Origin of the sequence: Thiohalophilus thiocyanatoxydans (genome assembly GCF_004366735.1) — a bacterium.
Taxonomy (GTDB): Bacteria; Pseudomonadota; Gammaproteobacteria; order UBA6429; family Thiohalophilaceae; genus Thiohalophilus; species Thiohalophilus thiocyanatoxydans.
Map to the genome: position 1 here is coordinate 167,065 of NZ_SOQX01000006.1, position 22,141 is coordinate 189,205.

General features: G+C 60.1%; 20 protein-coding genes. 16 read left to right on the plus strand and 4 right to left on the minus strand.

The annotated features are described in order from the left end of the window. Positions 1 to 104 precede the first annotated feature (104 nt). From lpxB to EDC23_RS11335, 3 genes are read right to left on the minus strand one after another with little or no spacing between them, the layout of a single operon-like run. The gene (lpxB, locus tag EDC23_RS11325) at positions 105 to 1,226 is read right to left on the minus strand and encodes a lipid-A-disaccharide synthase (protein WP_134084676.1); all 1,122 of its coding nucleotides are present in this window, start codon (positions 1,224 to 1,226) and stop codon (positions 105 to 107) included. Between the two features lie 22 nt (positions 1,227 to 1,248). Further along, positions 1,249 to 2,337 carry a DegT/DnrJ/EryC1/StrS family aminotransferase gene (locus EDC23_RS11330; protein ID WP_134084617.1) on the minus strand — a complete coding sequence of 363 codons (1,089 nt, stop codon included), beginning with the start codon at positions 2,335 to 2,337 and terminating at the stop codon, positions 1,249 to 1,251. Positions 2,338 to 2,372: 35 nt separating this feature from the next. Next, positions 2,373 to 3,311 carry a Gfo/Idh/MocA family protein gene (locus tag EDC23_RS11335; RefSeq protein ID WP_134084619.1) on the minus strand — a complete coding sequence of 313 codons (939 nt, stop codon included), beginning with the start codon at positions 3,309 to 3,311 and terminating at the stop codon, positions 2,373 to 2,375. Between the two features lie 172 nt (positions 3,312 to 3,483). On the opposite strand from EDC23_RS11335, the gene rnhB reads away from it, so the two are divergent. The 11 genes from rnhB to truD all read left to right on the plus strand — a co-directional run bounded on the left by rnhB (position 3,484) and on the right by truD (position 17,347). After that, on the plus strand, positions 3,484 to 4,074 hold the full coding sequence (gene rnhB / locus EDC23_RS11340) for a ribonuclease HII (protein WP_134084621.1): 591 nt from the start codon (positions 3,484 to 3,486) through the stop codon (positions 4,072 to 4,074). 186 nt (positions 4,075 to 4,260) lie between these two features. Further along, on the plus strand, positions 4,261 to 4,830 hold the full coding sequence (locus tag EDC23_RS11345) for an HNH endonuclease (RefSeq protein ID WP_134084623.1): 570 nt from the start codon (positions 4,261 to 4,263) through the stop codon (positions 4,828 to 4,830). 244 nt (positions 4,831 to 5,074) lie between these two features. Then, positions 5,075 to 8,536, plus strand: a complete 3,462-nt coding sequence (gene dnaE, locus EDC23_RS11350; protein WP_134084626.1) for a DNA polymerase III subunit alpha — start codon at positions 5,075 to 5,077, stop codon at positions 8,534 to 8,536. 354 nt (positions 8,537 to 8,890) lie between these two features. Further along, positions 8,891 to 9,847: an acetyl-CoA carboxylase carboxyl transferase subunit alpha gene (accA, locus tag EDC23_RS11355; RefSeq protein ID WP_134084628.1), complete on the plus strand. Its 957-nt coding sequence runs from the start codon at positions 8,891 to 8,893 to the stop codon at positions 9,845 to 9,847. 22 nt (positions 9,848 to 9,869) lie between these two features. Further along, positions 9,870 to 11,210 carry a tRNA lysidine(34) synthetase TilS gene (gene tilS / locus EDC23_RS11360; protein ID WP_134084630.1) on the plus strand — a complete coding sequence of 447 codons (1,341 nt, stop codon included), beginning with the start codon at positions 9,870 to 9,872 and terminating at the stop codon, positions 11,208 to 11,210. 113 nt (positions 11,211 to 11,323) lie between these two features. Beyond that, complete coding sequence (locus EDC23_RS11365) at positions 11,324 to 12,973, plus strand: CTP synthase (protein WP_134084632.1); 1,650 nt, start codon at positions 11,324 to 11,326, stop codon at positions 12,971 to 12,973. Positions 12,974 to 13,115: 142 nt separating this feature from the next. Continuing rightward, on the plus strand, positions 13,116 to 14,408 hold the full coding sequence (gene eno / locus EDC23_RS11370; RefSeq protein WP_134084634.1) for a phosphopyruvate hydratase: 1,293 nt from the start codon (positions 13,116 to 13,118) through the stop codon (positions 14,406 to 14,408). Positions 14,409 to 14,444: 36 nt separating this feature from the next. After that, positions 14,445 to 14,726, plus strand: a complete 282-nt coding sequence (gene ftsB / locus EDC23_RS11375) for a cell division protein FtsB (RefSeq protein WP_134084636.1) — start codon at positions 14,445 to 14,447, stop codon at positions 14,724 to 14,726. 124 nt (positions 14,727 to 14,850) lie between these two features. Then, entirely contained in the window at positions 14,851 to 15,579 is a 729-nt protein-coding gene (gene ispD / locus EDC23_RS11380) for a 2-C-methyl-D-erythritol 4-phosphate cytidylyltransferase (RefSeq protein WP_134084638.1), read from the plus strand. After that, positions 15,579 to 16,055: a 2-C-methyl-D-erythritol 2,4-cyclodiphosphate synthase gene (ispF, locus tag EDC23_RS11385; RefSeq protein WP_208321358.1), complete on the plus strand. Its 477-nt coding sequence runs from the start codon at positions 15,579 to 15,581 to the stop codon at positions 16,053 to 16,055. Before ispD ends, ispF begins: the two co-directional genes overlap by 1 nt. 257 nt (positions 16,056 to 16,312) lie before the next feature. Then, positions 16,313 to 17,347: a tRNA pseudouridine(13) synthase TruD gene (gene truD / locus EDC23_RS11390; protein WP_134084643.1), complete on the plus strand. Its 1,035-nt coding sequence runs from the start codon at positions 16,313 to 16,315 to the stop codon at positions 17,345 to 17,347. A 37-nt stretch (positions 17,348 to 17,384) separates the two neighbouring features. On the opposite strand, the gene EDC23_RS11395 is transcribed toward truD, so the two are convergent. Further along, positions 17,385 to 17,930, minus strand: coding sequence for a Smr/MutS family protein (locus tag EDC23_RS11395; protein ID WP_134084645.1), 546 nt, complete (start codon positions 17,928 to 17,930; stop codon positions 17,385 to 17,387). Between the two features lie 150 nt (positions 17,931 to 18,080). On the opposite strand from EDC23_RS11395, the gene surE reads away from it, so the two are divergent. The 5 genes from surE to rpoS are packed head-to-tail and all read left to right on the plus strand — an operon-like array spanning position 18,081 to position 21,839. Continuing rightward, positions 18,081 to 18,839 carry a 5'/3'-nucleotidase SurE gene (surE, locus tag EDC23_RS11400; RefSeq protein ID WP_134084647.1) on the plus strand — a complete coding sequence of 253 codons (759 nt, stop codon included), beginning with the start codon at positions 18,081 to 18,083 and terminating at the stop codon, positions 18,837 to 18,839. Then, positions 18,836 to 19,498, plus strand: coding sequence for a protein-L-isoaspartate(D-aspartate) O-methyltransferase (locus EDC23_RS11405; protein ID WP_134084649.1), 663 nt, complete (start codon positions 18,836 to 18,838; stop codon positions 19,496 to 19,498). The genes surE and EDC23_RS11405 overlap by 4 nt, the downstream gene beginning before the upstream one ends. Then, positions 19,495 to 20,076 (plus strand): YqaA family protein, encoded by a 582-nt coding sequence (locus EDC23_RS11410; protein ID WP_134084650.1) that lies wholly within the window; start codon positions 19,495 to 19,497, stop codon positions 20,074 to 20,076. Before EDC23_RS11405 ends, EDC23_RS11410 begins: the two co-directional genes overlap by 4 nt. After that, the gene (locus tag EDC23_RS11415; protein ID WP_208321359.1) at positions 20,073 to 20,804 is read left to right on the plus strand and encodes a peptidoglycan DD-metalloendopeptidase family protein; all 732 of its coding nucleotides are present in this window, start codon (positions 20,073 to 20,075) and stop codon (positions 20,802 to 20,804) included. Before EDC23_RS11410 ends, EDC23_RS11415 begins: the two co-directional genes overlap by 4 nt. Positions 20,805 to 20,819: 15 nt before the next feature. Then, positions 20,820 to 21,839, plus strand: a complete 1,020-nt coding sequence (gene rpoS / locus EDC23_RS11420; RefSeq protein WP_134084652.1) for an RNA polymerase sigma factor RpoS — start codon at positions 20,820 to 20,822, stop codon at positions 21,837 to 21,839. The last annotated feature ends 302 nt before the right edge of the window (positions 21,840 to 22,141 follow it).

Below are 22,141 nucleotides of genomic sequence, written 5' to 3' on the forward strand. Positions count from 1 at the left end.
GTACAGGTAATTCAAAACTCACAATTCAACATTCAGAATCATTTCAGTTTTGCGTTCTCCGCGACTCTGCGCCTCCGCGTCCTCTGCGTTTATTATCAGAAAATTTAATCAGTAAGCATACCCAAGGTGACGCTGGCGATGTCGGTGATGTGGCTGTCGTCTTCCAGTTGTTGCCGCACTTCGGCCAGTCCCTGTTTGATTTCCCGGCGGTAGTTTTCATCATCCAGCATGCGCAGCAGATCATCGGCGATCCCCTCGGGCGTGGCATCATTCTGGATCCGTTCGGGAACAATACGACGCTGGGCGACGATGTTGCACAGCGCCAGGTGGTCGATTTTCAGCATGCGTTTGACGATGTGGTAGGTCAGCCAGGCGACGCGGTTGATCACAACCATCGGCGTGCCGATCAGGGCAATTTCAAGTGTGACGGTGCCGGAGACGGTGACGATCGCGTCACTGGCCTGCATGGCGTCGTACGGCCGGTGTTCGATATAGTGAATATCGAGTTCATGTTCGGGCATGTTCTCCCGGATCAGCGCCGGATTCAGGGTCGAGGCGATCGGCAGGACAAATTGCAGTTGTGGGCGCCGCTGCTGTAAAAGACGGGCGGTATCGATAATAATCGGTAGCAGACGTTTGATTTCACTGCGCCGGCTGCCGGGAAACAGTCCCACGACAGGCCGATGCGGATCCATATCGAATTCCCTCAACAGCGTGTCGCGATCGGCACTGGCTTTCACCTCGTGGGCGAGGGGATGCCCCACATACGTGACCGGCACGCCGTGACGGGCATAAAAGTCGACCTCAAAAGGGAACACCACCGCCATTTTGTCGACCAGCTTCTGGATCTTTTTCACCCGACCCTGGCGCCAGGCCCAGATTTGCGGGCTGATGTAATAAAGCACCCTGACACCGCATTCTTTGGCGGTGCGCGCCAGGCGCAGGTTGAACTCGGGGTAGTCGGTCAGAATCAGCAGATCCGGCGGATCGTTGCGCAGAATGTCACGCATTTGATTGAGCGCGCCGAAGATGACCTTGCGGTGAGCCAGTACCTCGATCAGGCCGACCACGGCCAGTTCGGCCGAATCCACCAGAATGTCCACTCCGGCCTTGCGCATGGCGCTGCCGCCGATACCGAAAAACGTGCTCTCCGGCAGGCGCTGTTTGACGCCTTCAACCAGTTTGGCGGCATGCAGATCCCCGGAGGCTTCCCCGGCGATGATCATTATCCGTTTCAATGCGGTGCTCTCAGATTGACTGGATCACATCGACGATTTGATCGATCTGTGCGTCCTTCAGCTCCGGATAAACCGGCAGGGACAGACAACGGCCGGCAATTTCCTCGGTGACCGGCAGGCTGACATCCTTGCAGACGTCGGCAAAAACTTTTTGTTGATGCAAGGGGACGGGATAATAAATGGCCGAGCCGATCTGGTTATCCGCCAGTTTTTTCATCACCGCATCCCGTTGATCACTCAATACGGTGTATTGATGATACACGTGGGTCCCCAGGCCATCTTCGTGCGGCGGGGTCACGACGCTGCCGGCCAGACCCGCTGAATAACGATGTGCCACACGCCGGCGTTGCTGGTTGTATTGCGGCAGACGTTTGAATTTGGCGCGCAGAATGACCGCCTGCAGCTCATCCAGCCGGCTGTTGTAGCCGACCACCTCGTGATAATAGCGCTCCTTGCTGCCGTGGTTGCGCAGCATCAGCAGCATCTCGGCGACAGCATCGTCATTGGTGGTGATCATGCCGCCGTCGCCATAGCAACCCAGGTTCTTGCTGGGAAAGAAGCTGTGTGCACCGGCCAGACCGATACTGCCGGTCATTTTGCCGTTGATATCGGCGCCGAAGGACTGGGCGCAATCCTCGATAACCTTCAGGTTATGTTTGTCGGCCAGAGCCATAATCGAGGCCATGTCGGTCGGCTGGCCGAACAGATGGACCGGCAAAATGGCGCGGGTCTTGTCTGTCATCGCCGCCTCGATCAATCCGGCATCCAGGTTATAGGTATCCGGGTGTATATCCACGTAAACCGGGATCGCGCCCACATAGCGTATGGCTTCGGCGGTGGCGATAAACGTGAACGAGGAGGTGATAACCTCATCCCCCCGTCCGATGCCGGCGGCGACCAATGCCAGATGCAGTGCATCGGTGCCCGAGGCGCAGCTGATGGCATGTTTAACCCCCAGATAGTCGGCCACTTCGGACTCGAAGCTTTTGACGTTGGGGCCGAGGATAAAACTGGTGTTTTCGAATGTTTCGGCAAAACCCTGTTCGATTTCCGCTTTCAGGGTCTGGTATTGCTCTTTCAGATCAACCATCGGGATCATGTTGGTGCTACCTCAATAGTGCAAATACGGGGCAATTAACCTTCGGTCAATTGCCGATTGATTTCAAAGGCGGTTTCCAGGGCACGCAAACCATCGGCACCACTGACAACTGGTCTGGCGCCGGTATGAATTGCCTGAAGAAACGCGCCGATTTCACTCAGCAGGGCATCACCCTGGTCAAAGGCATGCTCCTCGCTGTCGATTTCGGCAACGCCCGGATACATCTCGCCTTTGCCCTTGCGATGAATACCGAGCTGTTTGTTCTGAAAATCGATAGTGATATAGGCGTCGGACTGAAAGATGCGCATCCGGCGCTCGCTTTTCATGCTGATGCGACTGGCAGTGACATTGGCGACACAGCCGTTTTCAAATTCCAGACGGACGTTGGCGACATCGATTTCGTTAGAGAGTACCGGCACGCCGCTGGCGTGAATCGCCTTGACCGGTGAGCCGACAAAATCGAGAATGATATCGATATCGTGAATCATCAGATCCAGAATCACATTCACATCGGCGCCGCGCGGGTTGAACGGGGCAATCCGATGGCTCTCGATAAACAGCGGTTCGACCAGGACATTCTCCAGCGCCATGATGGCGGGATTGAAACGTTCCAGGTGTCCGATTTGAAATTTCAGATTATTGCGTTCCGCCAGCGCCACCAGCTCCCGGCCCTGTTCCAGCGTCGAGGTGATCGGCTTTTCCAGCAGCACATGCACGCCATTTTCCAGAAAGACTTTAGCGACTTCGTAATGCTTCTGGGTGGGGACCACGATACTGACCGCGTCCACCTGGCCGATCAGATCATGATAATCGCGGTAGACTTCGACATCATGTTCGGCCGCAATCGTTCGGGCGACCTCCTGATTGCTGTCGCAGACGCCGACCAGTTGCGAGGCGGGCAGTTGGGCGTATTTCTGGGCGTGAAACTTTCCGAGATAACCGACACCAATGACGGCGGTTCTGAGTGTTGTCATTAAAATAACTCTGTTGCGGTTGGCAGGTCAGCGGTTCGGGGTAAAATGGCGCGGCGCGAGTGAGGCGGCGCTCTCCGAGCCGGAGGCATAAACAAAATAATCGCATTTTTAGCCTGTAAATTCAATTACATAACCCGCCATTTACGGTGACCGACAGAAGGATAATTTGCACTTGGACACAGATTGGACATTTACCCTGCAAAAAGAACGTCTGGCCGGTCTGGATGAGGTCGGCCGCGGTCCGCTGGCGGGGCCGGTGGTCGCCGCGGCGGTGATGCTGGATCCGGCCCGTCCGATTGCCGGCCTGCTCGATTCCAAACGGCTGAGCGAGGCGCGCCGGGAACAGCTGGCGGCACAGATTCAGGAGCAGGCGCTGGCCTGGGCCGTGGCGCGGGCCGGGGTGGCCGAGATCGATCGGCTCAATATCCTGCAGGCCAGTCTGCTGGCGATGCAGCGGGCGCTGGCCGCGCTGGAACCGGCGCCACTGGAAGCGCTGGTGGACGGCAACCGCTGCCCCGAGCTGCCCTGTCCGGCACAGGCCGTGATCAAGGGGGATGATTGCGTACCGGCGATCATGGCCGCCTCGATCCTGGCCAAGGTCAGCCGCGACCGGGAGATGATCGCCCTGGCCGAGCAGTATCCCGGCTACGGTCTGGAAAAACACAAGGGCTATCCGACCAAAGCCCACATTGCGGCGCTGCAGGAGCGAGGGGTGAGTGAGATCCACCGGCGCAGCTTCGGACCGGTGCGCAAGCTTTTGTAAACAAAGTTGGCAGATGGCAGATGGCAGATGGCAGTTGGCAGTCGGCGGTTTGGGGCCGTTTTTCCTCGTCCCTCGTCACTCGTTCCTCGGCCCTGGTGTTCTAAACATTTGTTTTCCTGCTAAAAAGCGGGTATAAAATTAAGTCAGTCAAAACATATGAAAATGGGTGAGAGGCAGGAGAACGTCATGTCGTCGTTACCATTGATTCTCAGACTGGATATCAACGGCCAGCCAGTTAACTGGATTCCCTGGCAGGAGGCCGCCTGTATCTATTCCCGCGACCGGGTTGCCTGGACGGCCGGGGATCACATGTTCCAGCTGCACGGCGGCCACAGTCGACTGACGGGTGAGCAGAGCCTGCTGGAGATTAACTCCATCATCGCCGTCAAGGGCGAAAACCGGATTACCCGGCGCCACAGCACGCCGCCGCTGAGTAACCGCGAGCTGTTCCGCCGCGATCGCCATACCTGTCTCTATTGCGGCCATGAGTTTCGCGATCCGCTGCTGACCCGGGACCACGTCAAACCGCTCTCCCGCGGCGGGCGCGATCACTGGCGCAATGTGGTCACCGCCTGCAAGCGGTGTAACGCCCGCAAGGGCAGCCGTTCCCCGGAACAGGCCAACATGCCGCTGCTGGCCATCCCCTACGTCCCCAACCTGGCCGAGTATCTGGTGCTGCGCAACCGCCGCATTCTGGCCGATCAGATGGAATTTCTGCGGGTCCAGTTCAAACAGATGGCCAGGGACTGGATGTAGCCTGCTGAAGCTGCTGCTTCCCGGCCACCGACCACCCCGGTTCCAGCACAAATGAACAATCGGCCCTGACGAACGTCTGTGTTCGGTGGTGTCACGGTTTTCGCTGTTTCGGTGGTCTCCTGCGTAACCCACGATGCCTCGCCCGGCCCGGTCTGACAGGGGCTGATGCCGGCGGTGGACAAAATCGGCGGCTAACGGGTGTCAAGTCTTGCACTCCTGACGGATTGATCTGACACTTTGCGCCATGGATTCCTTCGTCCACCTCCATCTGCATACCGAATATTCACTGGCCAACGGCCTGGTGCGGATCAAGCCGTTGGTCAAAGCCGTGGCCGACGCCGGGATGCCGGCGGTGGCGATGACCGACCAGTGCAATCTGTTCGGCATGGTCAAGTTCTACAAGGCGGCGATCGCCGCCGGCGTCAAACCGATCATCGGCGTGGATGCCTGGCTGCACAACGAGGAGGATCCCAATCAACCCGGCCGCCTGGTGCTGTTGTGTCAGGATAATACCGGTTATCGCAATCTGACCCGGCTGGTCTCGCGCAGCTATATCGAGGGCCAGCATCGGGGCCAGCCGACCCTCAGTCGCGAGTGGCTGGAGGGGGCCACCGACGGTCTGATCGCCCTGTCCGGGGCCCGCGAAGGGGACGTCGGGCAGGCCCTGCTCAACGGTAATCCGCAACTGGCGGCGCGACGGCTCGAGCAGTGGCAGAGGTTGTTTCCCGAACGCTATTACCTGGAAGTGCAGCGCACCGGGCGTGAAGGGGAGGAGGATTACCTGCATGCTGTGGTGGAGCTGGCCATCGCCCATGATCTGCCGGTGGTGGCCACCAATGACGTGCACTTCCTGGCGCGTGACAACTTCGAGGCGCACGAGGCCCGGGTGTGTATCAACGAAGGGCGCACCCTGGATGATCCGCGCCGGCCCAAACGCTTCAGCGAGCAGCAATACCTGCGCACCCCGCAGGAGATGGCCGAACTGTTCGAGGATCTGCCCGAAGCGCTGGCCAATACGGTCGAGATTGCCAAACGCTGCAATGTCGAGCTGACGCTGGACAAGAATTATCTGCCCGACTTCCCGGTGCCCGCCGGCATGACCATCGACGAGTTTCTGCGCGAGGAATCGCGCAAGGGACTGGAAGCACGGCTGAACAAGTTCTTTGACACCACGGCAGCGGATTATGAAAGCATCCGCCGGGAATATCACGAGCGACTGGAGATGGAGCTGGATGTGATCATCGCCATGGGCTTTCCCGGCTACTTTCTGATCGTCGCCGACTTTATTCGCTGGGCCAAGGAGAACGGCGTGCCGGTCGGGCCGGGGCGCGGTTCCGGCGCCGGCTCGCTGGTGGCCTATGCCCTGACCATCACCGATCTGGATCCCATCAAATACGATCTGCTGTTCGAACGTTTTCTTAACCCCGAACGGGTCTCCATGCCTGACTTCGATGTCGACTTCTGCATGGAAGGGCGCGATCGGGTAATCGATTACGTGGCCGATTATTACGGCCGCGAAAAGGTCTCGCAGATCATCACCTACGGCACCATGGCGGCCAAGGCGGTGGTGCGCGATGTGGGTCGCGTGCTCGGCCATCCCTACGGCTTTGTGGATCGCATCGCCAAATTGATTCCCTTCGAAGTGGGCATGACCCTGGAGAAGGCACTGGAGCAGGAAGAGCAGCTGCAGGAGCTGTACGACCAGGACGAAGAGGTGCGCGGCCTGATCGATCTGGCCAGGATGCTCGAAGGTTGCGCGCGCAACGCCGGCAAGCACGCCGGCGGGGTGGTGATCGCGCCGTCGCAACTGACCGACTTCACGCCCTTATACTGCGAGCAGGGCTCCGGCAGTATCGTCACCCAGTTCGACAAGGACGACGTGGAAGCGGTGGGTCTGGTCAAATTCGACTTCCTCGGTCTGCGCACATTGACCATCATTGACTGGGCGGTGCGCGCCATCAATCAGGACAAGGCCGCCAAAGGTGAGGCGCCGGTCGATATCATTTCCATCCCGCTGGATGATGAAAAAACCTTCGAGCTGTTAAAAGCCAACCAGACCACCGCCGTGTTCCAGCTCGAATCCCGCGGTATGAAGGATCTGATCAAGCGCCTGCAACCGGACAGCTTCGAGGAGATCATCGCCCTGGTGGCGCTGTTCCGTCCCGGTCCGCTGCAGTCGGGCATGGTGGATGACTTTATCAACGTCAAGCACCGTCGCAAACAACCCGAGTATCCGCATCCGGATATCGTCGCCATCCTCGAGCCCACCTACGGCGTCATCCTGTATCAGGAACAGGTCATGCAGATCGCCCAGGTGCTGGCCGGCTATACCCTCGGCGGCGCGGATCTGCTGCGCCGCGCCATGGGCAAGAAAAAGCCCGAAGAGATGGCCAAGCAGCGCGACATCTTTACCAAAGGCGCGCTGGAGCGCGGCGTCGAGGAGAAGACCGCCACCTACATTTTCGATTTGATGGAGAAGTTCGCCGGCTACGGCTTTAACAAATCCCACTCGGCCGCCTATGCCCTGGTCTCCTACCAGACCGCCTGGCTCAAGGCGCACTATCCGGCGCCGTTCATGGCCGCGGTCCTCTCGGCGGATATGGATAACACCGACAAGGTGGTCACGCTGATCGACGAGTGCAGCGACATGCAACTGACCGTCCTGCCGCCGGATATCAATCAGTGCGAATACCGTTTTACCGCCCAGGATGAACAGACCGTGGTCTATGGGCTGGGCGCGATCAAAGGGGTCGGTGGCGCGGCCATCGACAGCATGATCGAAGAGCGCAACGCCAACGGCTCCTTTGCCGATCTGTTCGACTTCACCCGGCGCATCGATACCCGCAAGGTCAACCGCCGCACCCTGGAGGCGTTGATCATGGCCGGCGCGCTGGATGTGTTCGGCGAGAACCGCGCCACCTTGATGGCCTCGTTGCCGGCGGCCCTGAAGACCGCCGAACAGCACAGTCGCGATCAGGCAGTGGGCATGCAGGATCTGTTCGGGATCGGCATGGCGCCCGAGTCCAACAGCGGCCCGGTGGCCTATCATCGCCAGCCGGAGTGGAGCGAGGATGAACGACTGGCCGCGGAGAAACAGACCCTGGGGCTCTACCTGACCGGCCACCCCATCGAACGCTATCTGCCCGAGCTGGCCGGTTTTGTCTCGGCACGTATCGTCGATCTCAAACCGACCCGCGATCAGACCGTGGTGGTGGCGGGGTTGATCGTCGCCATGCGCACCATGAATACCCGCCGTGGCGATCGCATGGCGTTTATTACCATCGACGATCGCAGTGCGCGCATTGAACTGGCCGTGTTCAGCGAACCGTTCCAGCGTTACCGGGATCTGCTGGCCAAGGACAAACTGATCGTGGTCGAAGGCGAGGTGAGCATCGACGAATACAGCGGCGGTTACAAGATGAGCGCGCGCAGCATCTACGACATCAATCAGGCACGCGAAAACTTCGCGCGCAAACTGTTGCTCAGCGTCGATCACCACAAAGCCGGCAACGGTTTTATTCCTGATCTGCAGCACACCCTGACGCCGTTTCGCGAAGGCTTCTGCCCGGTCATCATCGACTACCACCGCGACGACGCCCGCGCCCAGATCGCGCTGGGCGAAACCTGGCGCGTCCATCCCACCGACGAACTCCTGCACCGCCTGCGCGACAGCCTCGGTGACGACCACGTCAAAGTCATCTACTAGCGGGATTCTGGAAACAAAACGCAGAGGGCGCGGAGGCGCGGAGACGCGGAGGAAAACAATGATTATTTAGATTCTGCTTTTGGCAGTTGTCTGTCGCATCGCAGGAGCATCTGCGCACTCACCCCAGGCTTGCTGGTTGTCCTTATGATGAAGATATTTTCCAGTCTAAGGTCGGATGAACATATTTTTACACAATCATTTCTCCGCGCCTCTGCGACTCCGCGTCCTCCGCGTTATTTCCCAGTGACCTGCCTAATGAAAACAGGAGCCGGGTCGCGGTTCGGGTGTATACAGACGGCCGGATTCGCTATACTATTCAGCCAATTAGCGCCCATTTGACCCGATAAGACCCTTATGAATCTGAATTTTCTCGATTTCGAACAGCCCATCGCCGAACTGGAAGCCAAGATCGAGGAGCTGCGCTATGTCGGCTCCGACAACGAGATCAACATCGGCGAGGAGATCCAGCGCCTGCAGAACAAGAGCCGGGATCTGACCGAATCCATTTTTTCCAATCTCAAGGCCGCCCAGATCGCCCAGCTGGCACGCCATCCCCAGCGTCCCTATTTTCTCGATTATATCGAGCAGCTTTTCACCGACTTCGAGGAGCTGCACGGCGATCGCGCCTTTGCCGACGACAATGCGATTGTCGGCGGGGTGGCGCGTCTGGATGGCCGGCCGCTGATGGTCATCGGCCAGCAGAAAGGGCGCGATACCAAGGAGAAGGTGCGGCGTAATTTCGGCATGCCGCGCCCGGAGGGCTATCGCAAGGCGCTGCGCCTGATGCACATGGCCGAGCGCTTCAAGCTGCCGGTGCTGACCTTCATCGACACCCCCGGTGCCTATCCCGGCGTGGGTGCCGAGGAGCGCGGCCAGAGCGAGGCGATCGCCCGCAACCTGTTCGAGATGTCGGCGCTCAAGACCCCGATCATCACCACGGTCATCGGCGAGGGCGGCTCCGGCGGGGCGCTGGCCATCGGCGTCGGCGACCGGCTGATGATGCTCCAGTACAGCACCTATTCGGTGATCTCGCCCGAGGGCTGCGCCTCGATCCTGTGGAAAAGCTCGGACAAGGCCGCCGAAGCCGCCGAAGCCATGGGCCTGACCGCTCACCGGCTCAAGGAGCTGGGGCTGATCGACCACATTATCAGCGAACCGCTGGGCGGCGCCCATCGGGATCCCGAGATGATGGCTGCCAATCTGCGCCAGGCGCTGCTCGAGAGCCTGGAAATTGTCGACGCCACCCCGCTCGACAAGCTGCTGGAGCAGCGTTACACCAAGCTGATTCGTTACGGGAATTACGCGGAGTAATCCCCGTCCCGGCGCGCCGCACATGACCTTCTCGGCCGCGCAACTGCGGGATCAGCTGGCGCAGCTGCCCCCGGCCAGTCGTTACCGGGTCGCCTACAGCGGCGGCTGCGATTCCCACGTCCTGTTACACGCCCTGGCCGACCTGCGCGAACAACTGGCGGTGCCGCTGGAAGCGATCCATATCAACCACGGGCTCGCCGAACACGCCGACGCGTGGGCCGCGCACTGCCGGCAGGTGTGCGCGGCCCTGGATATGCCGCTGGTGGAGGTGACGGTCCATGCCCATCCCGGGCTGGGCGAGAGCCCCGAGGCGGCCGCCCGCGAGGCCCGTTACAGCGCCTGGCGGCAGTTGCTCCAGGCCGGTGACGGCCTGTTGCTGGCCCAGCATCAGGACGATCAGGCCGAGACGGTGCTGCTGCAGCTGCTGCGCGGCAGCGGGGTGAAGGGGCTGGCCGCGATGCCCGCCAGCACCCCCCTGGCCGACGGCTGGCTCGGTCGGCCGCTGCTCGGCTATACCCGCGCGGCCCTGCGACGCTATGCGGGGGACCACGATCTGCACTGGATCGAGGATCCCTCCAATTTCGATACCGATCTGGATCGCAATTACCTGCGCCACGAGCTGTGGCCGCCCTTGCAGCAGCGCTGGCCCTCGGCGGCCCTGACCCTGAGCCGGGCGGCGCGCCACCAGGGCGAGGCGGCGGGACTGCTCGACGAGCTCGGCGAACTGGACTATCGACATTGCCAGGGCGAGAGTCCGGACAGTCTGCGTCTGGCCCCCCTGCAGGCGCTCAATCCGCCCCGTCAGCGCAATCTGTTGCGCTACTGGCTGGCGCAACAACGGGGCCTGCCTCTGCCCGACAGCACCCACCTCAACCGGATCCTGGACGAGGTGCTCTATGCCGCCCCGGACGCCATGCCGCAGGTCGGCTGGGCCGGGGTCGAGGTGCGCCGCTACGCCGATCACCTCTACGCGATGGCCAACCGGCCGGACTCCCCGCCACCGCCGTCCCAGCCCTGGGATCCGCTACATCAGCCGGTCCTCGAACTGGACGGGCAGTTCCTGCACGCCGAGCCGTGTCAGGGACAGGGCCTTTCCCGGCGTGCGATCGTGCAGCACGGTCTGCAGATCGCGTTTCGTCAGGGCGGCGAATCCTGTCGGCCGGCGGGGCGCGGCCATCGTCACGAGCTCAAAAAACTGCTGCAGGAGTGGCGGGTGCCGCCCTGGCAACGCCAGCGGATCCCGCTGATTCTGATCGACGGGCAGATTGCCCAGGTAGTGGATTACTGTCTTTGCGAGCCGTTTGCCGCCGGAGAGAATGAACCGGGTCTGTTGATCACCCGACGGGCCAGTCCGGTAATTTAACGCGTTGTAAAGATTGAATCAGCGGCCGAAAACAACGACAATATTAGCCCAGCAATCAGACAGGTTACCGAATACCGGTAACGCCGTTTCACCCTCAACACTTTGCTGGGTTCATGACCAAATACGTCTTCATTACCGGTGGTGTCGTCTCCTCATTGGGGAAGGGCATCGCCTCCGCCTCGCTTGCCGCGATCCTCGAAGCGCGTGGACTCAAAGTCACGCTGCTCAAGCTGGATCCCTATATCAATGTCGATCCCGGCACCATGAGTCCGTTTCAGCACGGCGAGGTGTACGTGACCGAGGACGGCGCCGAAACCGATCTGGATCTGGGCCATTACGAGCGCTTCGTGCGCACCACCATGACCCAGAAGAACAACTTCACTACCGGGCGCATCTACGCCAACGTGATCAGCAAGGAGCGCCGGGGTGATTATCTGGGCGGGACCGTCCAGGTCATTCCGCATATTACCGACGAGATCAAACGCAGCATTGTCGAAGGTGCGGATGATGTCGATGTGGCCATGGTGGAGATCGGCGGGACTGTGGGCGACATCGAATCCCTGCCGTTTCTCGAAGCGATTCGCCAGATGGGCGTGGAAATGGGCCACGACAATGTGCTGTTCATGCATCTGACCCTGTTGCCCTATATCCCGACCGCCGGCGAGCTGAAAACCAAGCCGACCCAGCACTCGGTCAAGGAGCTGCGCTCCATCGGGATCCAGCCCGATATCCTGATGTGCCGTTCGGATCGTCCGATTCCCGAAGATGAACGGCGCAAGATCGCCCTGTTTACCAACGTTGAGCAGCGCGCTGTTGTCACCGCGCTGGATGTGGACAGTATTTACAAGATCCCGCTGCTGCTCAGCGAGCAGGGGCTGGATCAGATCGTGGTGGACAAGCTCGGTCTGGACGTCCCGCCGGCCGATCTCTGTGAGTGGCAACATGTGGCCGAGGCCCTGGCCCATCCCGAAGGCGAGGTTACCATCGCCATGGTCGGTAAGTACGTGGAGCTGACCGAATCCTACAAGTCCCTTTCCGAAGCGCTGATTCATGCCGGCCTGCATACCCGTAGCCGGGTCAAAATTCACTATGTGGATTCCGAGGAGATCGAACGCGATGGCACGGGCTGTCTGCGGGGGATGGATGCGATTCTGGTCCCCGGCGGCTTCGGCGAGCGGGGCGTGGAAGGCAAGATCGCGGCGGTCAAATACGCGCGTGAGCAGCGTATCCCCTATCTGGGGATCTGCCTGGGCATGCAGGTGGCGGTGATCGAGTTCGCCCGTCACGTGGCCGGGCTGGAAAAAGCGCACAGCACCGAATTTGAACCCAATACCCCGGATCCGGTGATTGCACTGATCACCGAGTGGGTCAACGCCGACGGCAAGCGGGAAACCCGCGGCCAGGATTCCGACCTGGGCGGCACCATGCGCCTGGGGGCGCAACAGTGCCGCCTGGAAGAGGGCTCACGGGCACGGGAGATCTACGGCCACGAGATCATCAACGAACGTCATCGCCACCGTTACGAGTTCAATAACAACTACCGCGACACGCTCGGCCAGGCCGGCCTCAAACTGGTCGGGACCTCGCTGGACGGCAACCTGGTGGAAGTGGTGGAGCTGGAGGATCATCCCTGGTTTATTGCCTGCCAGTTTCATCCGGAGTTTACCTCCACGCCGCGCGACGGCCATCCGCTGTTCAGCTCGTTTATCCGTGCTGCCCGCGCGGTGCGCGAACCGGTCGCACAGGAGGCGCTGGGCGTGTAACAGGGTCAACCCGTTTCCCTTCACGGGGCTGCAACAACAAGCCGCGCATGCCGCTCTGTCGCGAGGCCGGGCGACCGCTGTCATGAACCGATCACCCTTTTAATTAACAACCCTTACTATTGAATCTGGAGTAATACGATTAATGAGTCGAGGAACCGAAATCGTCAACATCGTCGCGCGTGAGATCATCGACTCACGCGGTAACCCGACTGTCGAAGCCGATGTAATCCTGGCCGGCGGTGCCAAAGGCCGTGCCGCCGTGCCTTCCGGCGCTTCCACCGGCGCCCGCGAAGCCATCGAGCTGCGCGACGAGGATAAAAAACGCTTTGGCGGCAAGGGCGTGAGCAAGGCGGTGGCCAACGTTAACGGGCCCATTCGCAAAGCCCTGCTCGGGCAGGATGGGGCCGACCAGCAACAGATCGATGAGATTATGCTCAAGCTCGACGGCACCGCGAACAAGAGCAAGTTCGGTGCCAATGCCTTGCTGGCGGTTTCCATGGCGACCGCCCATGCCGCGGCCGGCGCGCAGGGCGTGCCGCTGTATCAATACCTGTATACCGGCGAGGCCTATCGCATGCCGGTGCCGATGATGAATATCATCAACGGCGGGGCGCATGCGGATAACAGCGTCGATCTGCAGGAGTTCATGATTATGCCGGTCGGCGCGCCGAGTATTAACGAGGCGATTCGTTATGGCGCCGAGGTGTTTCACGCACTCAAAGGCGTGCTGCACGCCAAGGGGCTGAATACCGCGGTCGGCGACGAAGGCGGCTTTGCCCCGGACCTGTCGTCCAACGAATCGGCGATCGAGGTGATCCTCGAGGCGATCGACAAGGCGGGCTATAAAGCCGGCAAGGATATTTTTATTGCCATCGACGCGGCCAGCAGCGAGTTCTACCAGGACGGCAAGTATGTCCTGGCCTCGGAGAACAAGAGCCTGAGCGCCGCCGAGTTCATCGATGTACTGGAACAATGGTGCGACAAGTACCCGATCATCAGCATCGAGGACGGCATGGCCGAGGACGACTGGGACGGCTGGCAGCAACTGACCGACCGCCTGGGCAAGAAGGTGCAGCTGGTGGGTGACGATCTGTTCGTCACCAATACCGAGATCTTCAAGCAGGGGATCGACAAGGGCATCGGTAACTCGATCCTGATCAAGGTCAACCAGATCGGCACCCTGAGCGAAACCCTGGCCGCGATCGAGATGGCCAAAAAGGCCGGTTACACCGCGGTTATCTCGCACCGTTCCGGCGAGACCGAGGACACCACTATCGCCGATCTGGCCGTGGCCACCGGCGCCGGCCAGATCAAGACCGGCTCCATGTCCCGTTCGGATCGGGTCGCCAAGTACAACCAGTTGATTCGCATCGGCGAAGGGCTGGGTGACGAGGCCGGCTATCCCGGGCAGGATGCCTTCTATAATTTACGCTAGACTCGGAGGGAGCGGCATACGCAACAGCCGGAGCTCATGCGAATCCTGATAGCCATACTGCTGATCCTGTTTGTCACCCTGCAATACGATTTATGGGTCGGGGACGGCAGTCTGGCCACCGTCTGGCATCTCAAGCAGGAAGTCAAAAAACAAAAAGCGGAAAACCGGAAACTTGAAGTACGCAACCGGGCACTGGAAGCCGAGGTCGAGGATCTCAAACAGGGCCTCGACGCCCTGGAAGAACGGGCCCGCGATGAGATGGGGATGATCAAGGAAGGCGAAACCTTTATTCAGATCATCGAAGAAGAAGAAAAATAGTTAGCAGTCGGCAGTTTGCAGTAGGCAGTTGGCGGAGGTAGGCCGGATTAAGCAAAGCGAATCCGGCAACTCTATCGGGATAGATAATCATCCAAAAATGGATTGAATCATCAGTTTTACTTCAATGACCTCGTCCCTCGACACTCGTCCCTCGTCCCTGTCTTATTGGGCTGTGATTCCCGCCGCCGGGATCGGCAGGCGCATGGGCAGCGAGATCCCCAAGCAGTATCTGGAACTGCGGGGGCGGGCGATTATTTTGCATACCCTGGACCGATTGCTGGCGCATCCGTCGGTGAACGGGGTGGTTGTGGCGTTGTCGCGCCACGACGGCTGGTGGGAGCATCTGGAACCACACTATGACAAACCGGTGACGCGGGTCGAGGGCGGTATCGAGCGCTGCCATTCGGTACTGAACGCCCTGCACGAGCTCGCCCTGCATGCGGATGACGCGGACTGGGTGCTGGTGCACGATGCGGCGCGCCCCTGTCTGTCACACTCTGATCTGGATAAGCTGATACAGACGCTGGCCGATGATGAGGTGGGTGGTCTGCTGGGTGTGCCGGTGCGCGATACCATGAAACGGGCCGAAGCCAATGATCGCGTGGTCGACACGGTCGAGCGCGAGAACCTGTGGCACGCATTGACCCCGCAGATGTTTCGGCTGGGCCCACTGCGCCATGCCCTGGAGCAGGCCATTGAAGCCGAACAGCTGGTGACCGATGAGGCCTCGGCCATGGAGCATGCCGGCTATCAACCACGGCTGGTGGAAGGCAGTGCCGGCAATATCAAGATCACCCGCGCCGAGGATCTGGTACTGGCCGACTTTTATCTGCAACAACAGGAATCAAACTGATGCGTATCGGACAGGGCTTTGATGCCCACCGTTTCAAACCGGGCGGCCGTCTGGTCCTGGGGGGCGTGGAAATCCCGCACGATCAGGGACTCGAAGCCCACTCGGACGGCGATGTGCTGATCCACGCCCTGTGCGATGCGATCCTCGGTGCGCTGGCGCTGGGCGATATCGGCCAGCACTTTCCCGATAGCGACGATGACTTCAAAGGCATCGACAGTCGCCGACTGTTGCGCCAGGTGATGACGCTGATCGGTGAACGTGACTATCGTATCCAGAACGCCGATCTCACCCTCATCGCCCAGCAACCCAAACTCGCACCCTATATCCAGGCGATGCGTGAACTCCTTGCCACGGATCTGCAGACCGACATCGACAACCTCAGCATCAAGGCCACCACCACCGAAGGCATGGGCTTCACCGGCCGCGGCGAAGGCATCGCCGCCATGGCGGTTGTGCTGATTGATAAAAGATCATAACGCAGAGGCGCGAAGGCGCAGAGAACCGCAGAGTTAAAAATAAAATGATCCTCTGTGAACGAAAATGGTTATTGATTTTATTTTGTTTGGCTTTTAATAACCTGATTCAAAAGTATCTATACAGGAAGTATTTTCGATACTGAGCCTGTCTGAAAATCCGAAGTCAATTTAGACCACTTAATAATGGTGAAGTACATATTTATGATTTCTCTGCGTCCTTTGCGCCTCTGCGTCTCTGCGTTGGATCTTTTCGTCCTATGAAAACGCACTGGTCCAGTCTTGCTTACGCCTTCGGCCAACCGACGGTAACAGGCGTGTTGCGTCAACAGCTCGCGGATTTTGTGGTCGAGGAGCAGCTCGGTTTTGAGCCGACCGGCGAGGGCCAGCATGTCTGGCTCTGGATCGAAAAACGCGAACGCAATACCCAGGACATTGCCCAGCTGCTGGCCCGCCATGCTGGGATCAAATCCCATGCCGTGGGGTTCTCCGGGATGAAGGATCGGCGGGCGATCACCCGTCAATGGTTCAGCCTGGATCTGGCCGGCAAGGCCGAGCCCGACTGGTCAGCGCTGGGCGATGACGGGTTATCGATTCTGCAGGCCACCCGCCACAGCAAGAAATTGCGCCGCGGTGTGCACAAGAGCAATCGCTTTGCCATTACCCTGCGAGATCTGCAAGGCGATACCTCGACACTGGCGGAGCGGCTGGTGGCGATTCGACAAACCGGTGTGCCCAACTATTTCGGGGCACAACGTTTCGGGCGCGATGAAGCCAATCTTGAACAAGCCCGGCAGATGTTCGCCGGCCAGCGGGTCAACAACCGTAACAAGCGCAGTATCTATCTCTCCGCCGCCCGCTCGTTGTTGTTCAACCAGCTGTTGTCAAAACGGGTCAGTGACGATACCTGGCACCGGGCGATGGACGGCGATGTGATGCAGCTGGCCGGCAGCCACAGTATTTTTGTCCCCGAAGCGATCGATGAGACCATCGAGCAACGTGTGAGCGAGATGGACATCCATCCGACCGGGCCGTTATGGGGCAGGGGGGAGCTCAAAAGCGGCGGGACGGTTAAAACATGGGAACAACAGCTGGCCGACGATTACCCCGATTACTGTCAGGGCCTGGAACAGGCGGGGCTGAAACAGGAACGGCGCAGTCTGCGCCTGGCGGTCAAACAGCTCGAATGGTCACAGCAGGACAGGCATCTGCACCTGTCGTTTGAACTGGAGACCGGGGCCTATGCGACCGGGGTGATTCGTGAATGCGTCGATGTGTCTGCCCCGGAACACTGAACGCCGCTATTGCACGACTGGCAGTTAAAACGCAGCGCTAGCCGCCGCGTTTGAGCAGGACGTAAATCGCCCCGGTGCCACCGTCCACCGGCCGGGCGGAGCAGAAGGCGAGGATCTCGTCGCGCTGTTGCAGCCAGTGGTTCACGTATTGCTTGAGTACCGGCCGTTTTTGCTCGGAGCCGTGACCCTTGCCGTGGATGATGCGCACACAGCGCACGCGGTTCTGCCGGCATTCATTAAGAAAGCGTACCACCGCCTCGCGGGCTTCCACGCGAAACAGGCCGTGCAGATCCAGCTCGGCCTCGATGGCCAGTTCGCCGCGGCGCAGTTTTTTGACCAGCTTGTGTTGCAGACCGCTACGGACAAACAGCAGCTCCTCGCCGGTTTCCAGTTCCTCGGGATTGACCGGATCGGAGAGCAGCTCGTCGAGCACCGCCGCCTCGTCCAGCTCGCGCTGGCGCGGTCGGGGGGAGGGCCTGGGGCGCTCCGGCCGCTGACGGGGCTCGGCCTCCAGGCGCCGCACATCCTGCACGGCCTGGCGAAACAGCTCCAGCTCCTCTTTGTCGGGGGATTTTTTGCTCATCGGTATCCGGCGGCAGCGTGGATTGACTGCGGACCCGCGTTCGCGCAGCGAAGGAAAATCTAGGCGGGATCGCGCTTATCCGGTATAGTAGGGCCAAATTTACCGTCCATTCAACCACTTCCAGCGATGATGTAACCTCCTGCAGCAGCTATGCGGATATTGTTGAGCAATGATGATGGCTATGAAGCCCCGGGGATCAATGTCCTGGCGCAGACCCTGCAGGATATCGCCGAGATCACCATCGTGGCGCCCGAGCGGGATCGTAGCGGCGCCAGCAACTCCCTGACCCTGGAGATGCCCATCCGCGCCCGCCGCCTGGGCGACAATCTGATCCGGGTCGACGGCACCCCGACCGATTGCGTGCATCTGGCGATCACCGGGCTGCTGGATCACGAGCCCGACATGGTCATCTCCGGGATCAATGCCGGCGCCAACATGGGCGACGACGTACTTTACTCGGGCACCGTGGCCGCCGCCATGGAAGGGCGCTTTCTCGGCCTGCCGGCCATCGCCGTCTCCCTGGCCGGCAGCGGTCATCGCTTCACCCACTATGATGCCGCCGCACAGGTGACCAGGCTGTTCATCGATCGGCTGGCCGCCGATCCCCTGCCGCAGGACACCATTTTGAATATCAACGTCCCGGATCTGCCGTTCGCGGAACTGTCGGGCTATCAGGCCACGCGCCTGGGCCATCGGCACAAGGCCGAGCCGGTGATCAAGGCCGAGGACCCGCGCGGCCGGGATATCTACTGGGTCGGCCCGCCCGGTGCCGAGCAGGACGCCGGGCCGGGCACCGACTTTTACGCGGTGCGCAACGGCTATGTCTCGGTGACCCCGATCCAGATCGATCTCACCCGCCATCAGGCGCTGCAGTCCGTCGCCGACTGGCTGGCGAAGTGGGGCGCATGAACAGCCATCTCGGGATTGGCATGACCTCGCAGCGCACCCGCGACCGGCTCATTGAGCGGCTGCGGGAGAAGGGCATCACCAACGAGGCGGTGCTGGAGGTCATGCGCCGCACGCCCCGGCACATCTTTGTCGACGAGGCGCTGGCCACCCGCGCCTATGAAGACACCGCGCTGCCCATCGGCAGCGGCCAGACCATCTCCCAGCCCTATATTGTCGCGCGCATGACCGAGGTACTGCTCGGCGCCGGCAGCCCGCAACGGGTGCTGGAGGTGGGCACCGGTTGCGGTTATCAGACCGCGATTCTGGCGCAACTGGTTGAGAAGGTGTTCACGGTCGAGCGCATTGCACCCTTGCTGCAGCGCGCGCGTAACCTGCTCTATGAGCTGCGTCTCAGCAACGTGCGGTATCAGCACAGTGACGGCAACTGGGGCTGGCAAGCACACGCCCCCTATGACGGGATCATCGTCACCGCCGCGCCACAGAACGTGCCCCCGGAACTGCTCGGCCAGCTGGGCGACGGCGGCCGGCTGGTGATCCCCACCGGCGGGCAGGGGCAGATACAACGCCTGCGCCTGATCACCCGCCAGGGCGATGAATTTAATGAGACCCTGCTCGAGTCGGTCAGTTTTGTGCCGCTGGTACAAGGAGATATTTCGTGAGCCTGTTTTCCGCCCTGTTCGACCGGGTTATGCTCTGGTCGGCGCATCGTCATGCGCCGGGCTATCTGTTTGGCCTCAGTTTTGCCGAATCCTCTTTCTTCCCCATCCCGCCCGATGTCATGCTGGCGCCGATGGCCCTGGCGCGCCCCGATCGCGCCTGGCACTTTGCGCTGCTGACCACCATCGCCTCGGTGCTTGGCGGCATGGCCGGCTATGTGATCGGCATGTTCGCGTTTGAAATGATCGAGCCGTTGTTACACAGTGCCGGTTACTGGGAAAAATATCTTCAAACCCGGCAGTGGTTTGCCGACTGGGGGATCTGGGTGATCTTCATAGCAGGGTTTTCCCCGATACCCTACAAGGTTTTCACGATTACCGCCGGGGTTGTCGGCATGGTGTTTCTGCCGTTTGTCATCGCCTCGGCGGTGGGGCGCGGGGCACGCTTTTTCATGGTCGCCGGATTGATGAAGTGGGGCGGGCCGGCGATGCAACAAACCCTGCGCCAGTACATCGATCGCCTCGGCTGGCTGGTGATCCTGGCCATAATTGTCGCGTATTTTGTATTGAATAACGGATGAAGCTACGGGCTGCACTCATTGTCGTCATGATCGCCGGGTTATTCGGCTGCCGACCTTTTGTGCATTACGACCCGGATCGTGATCAGCCCACCAAAAGCCGTGTCTACACTGTCAGCAAGGGGGATACCCTCTATTCCATTGCCTGGGAGCATGGTCACGACTATCGCAGCGTGGCGCGCTGGAACGGCATCAATCCGCCCTACACAATCTATCCCGGCCAGGAAATCCGCATGTCCCCGGGCGATACGGCCGCGGCAGTGGCGCAGGATGATGTCGGCCGGAGCGACGACAATACCGGCACGACAACCAGCACTGCCGAACAAAACAAACCCGCAGCGGAACCTGTGCGCAAACTGAGCTGGCAATGGCCGGTCGAGGGCGAAATCGTCAACAACTTTTCGGGTACGGATCCGGGTAAAAAAGGGCTGGATATTGCCGGCAGAATGGGGCAATCTGTAAAGGCTGCCGCGGACGGCAAGGTGGTCTACAGCGGCAGCGGTTTACGCGGTTACGGAAAACTGATAATAATCAAGCATAATACCGCGTACTTCAGCGCGTATGCGTACAACGACAAGTTGCTTGTGCAGGAGAATGACGCCGTCAAGTCCGGACAGCGCATAGCCGAGATGGGAAAACACAATTCGGATCAGGCGATGCTGCACTTCGAGATTCGGCGTAACGGTACACCGCAAGATCCTGTTAAATACTTGCCAAAGAAGGGGTCGTAGTCACGGTAGTCGCCTATGACTGAGTACGGAAATAACGTAGACAAACCCAAGCAGGACAAGGACGCCGAGGATGAGCTGGATGCACTGCCGGAAGAAGACACGGAACAGGATAAACTCATCGTCGACGAAGAGCTGGATGCTGAGTCGGACGTCGAGCCGATCGAAGAACCCCACCGCTATGAGCCCGGCGTGATCCCCGACGGTCAGCTCGACGCCACCCGGCTCTATCTCAGCGAGATCGGCTATTCGCCTCTGCTGACGGCCGACGAAGAAAAATTCTATTCCCGCAAGGCCCTCAACGGCGACGACGCCGCGCGCAAAAAGATGATCGAGTGCAATCTGCGCCTGGTGGTCAAGATCGCGCGGCGCTATCTCAATCGCGGCCTGGCCCTGCTGGATCTCATCGAGGAGGGCAACCTGGGTCTGATCCGCGCGGTGGAAAAGTTCGACCCTGAACGCGGCTTCCGTTTCTCCACCTACGCCACCTGGTGGATCCGCCAGACCATCGAGCGGGCTATCATGAACCAGACTCGCACCATCCGCCTGCCGATCCACGTGGTCAAGGAGATTAACATCTACCTGCGCGCCGCGCGGCATCTGTCGCAGAGCCTGGATCACGAGCCGACGACCGAAGAGATCGCCGAGATGCTCGACAAGCCGATCGAAGAGGTGAAAAAAATGCTCGGGCTCAACGAGCGCATCGCCTCGGTCGACTCACCCATGGGCCACGACGCCGACAACTCCCTGCTCGACGCCATTCCCGACGAGACCAACAGCGATCCGGTCACGCTGCTGCAGGACGAGGACGTCAAGGACAACATCGAGCAGTGGCTGGAGCAGCTCAGCGACAAGCAGCGTGAAGTGGTGGAACGCCGCTTCGGCCTGCACGGTTATGACGTGGCTACTCTGGAAGAGGTGGGTAACACCATCGGCGTCACCCGCGAGCGGGTGCGGCAAATCCAGCTCGAAGCGCTGAAAAAGCTGCGCGACATCCTTGAGAAAGACGGCTTCTCTGTCGACGCCCTGTTTAAATAGTTTCCTTCTGTTCCCTCCCCTGCAAGGGGAGGGCGAGGGAGGGGTGATCAATATCCACCTCTTTATATTATCGCCTGACCTGTGGGAGGCGATTCCATCGGCGACCCTTACTATCTAAATGTTCGCCCTCCGGGCGAGCTTGATCTCGAAAGCGCTGACCCGCCAGCGCGCCTCGGGTTCATTTCTTTGTCACGCGACAAAGAAACAGAACCAAAGAAAACGCGCCTGTTCGGTCAAGACACATCGGTAACAGAAAAGTCCAGGTACATGGGTAACACATTTTCTATGCTAAGGGCACCGAC

Bases quoted from the DNA above. Each gene is read 5' to 3' on its own strand.
- EDC23_RS11330 (WP_134084617.1), bottom strand. From the start codon at position 2,337: ATGATCCCGATGGTTGATCTGAAAGAGCAATACCAGACCCTGAAAGCG.
- dnaE (WP_134084626.1), top strand. From the start codon at position 5,075: ATGGATTCCTTCGTCCACCTCCATCTGCATACCGAATATTCACTGGCC.
- ispF (WP_208321358.1), top strand. From the start codon at position 15,579: ATGCGTATCGGACAGGGCTTTGATGCCCACCGTTTCAAACCGGGCGGC.
- rpoS (WP_134084652.1), top strand. From the start codon at position 20,820: ATGACTGAGTACGGAAATAACGTAGACAAACCCAAGCAGGACAAGGAC.
- EDC23_RS11415 (WP_208321359.1), top strand. From the start codon at position 20,073: ATGAAGCTACGGGCTGCACTCATTGTCGTCATGATCGCCGGGTTATTC.
- EDC23_RS11345 (WP_134084623.1), top strand. From the start codon at position 4,261: ATGTCGTCGTTACCATTGATTCTCAGACTGGATATCAACGGCCAGCCA.
- ftsB (WP_134084636.1), top strand. From the start codon at position 14,445: ATGCGAATCCTGATAGCCATACTGCTGATCCTGTTTGTCACCCTGCAA.
- EDC23_RS11395 (WP_134084645.1), bottom strand. From the start codon at position 17,930: ATGAGCAAAAAATCCCCCGACAAAGAGGAGCTGGAGCTGTTTCGCCAG.
- accA (WP_134084628.1), top strand. From the start codon at position 8,891: ATGAATCTGAATTTTCTCGATTTCGAACAGCCCATCGCCGAACTGGAA.
- EDC23_RS11335 (WP_134084619.1), bottom strand. From the start codon at position 3,311: ATGACAACACTCAGAACCGCCGTCATTGGTGTCGGTTATCTCGGAAAG.
- ispD (WP_134084638.1), top strand. From the start codon at position 14,851: ATGACCTCGTCCCTCGACACTCGTCCCTCGTCCCTGTCTTATTGGGCT.
- truD (WP_134084643.1), top strand. From the start codon at position 16,313: ATGAAAACGCACTGGTCCAGTCTTGCTTACGCCTTCGGCCAACCGACG.
- surE (WP_134084647.1), top strand. From the start codon at position 18,081: ATGCGGATATTGTTGAGCAATGATGATGGCTATGAAGCCCCGGGGATC.
- eno (WP_134084634.1), top strand. From the start codon at position 13,116: ATGAGTCGAGGAACCGAAATCGTCAACATCGTCGCGCGTGAGATCATC.
- lpxB (WP_134084676.1), bottom strand. From the start codon at position 1,226: ATGATCATCGCCGGGGAAGCCTCCGGGGATCTGCATGCCGCCAAACTG.
- EDC23_RS11365 (WP_134084632.1), top strand. From the start codon at position 11,324: ATGACCAAATACGTCTTCATTACCGGTGGTGTCGTCTCCTCATTGGGG.
- EDC23_RS11405 (WP_134084649.1), top strand. From the start codon at position 18,836: ATGAACAGCCATCTCGGGATTGGCATGACCTCGCAGCGCACCCGCGAC.
- tilS (WP_134084630.1), top strand. From the start codon at position 9,870: ATGACCTTCTCGGCCGCGCAACTGCGGGATCAGCTGGCGCAGCTGCCC.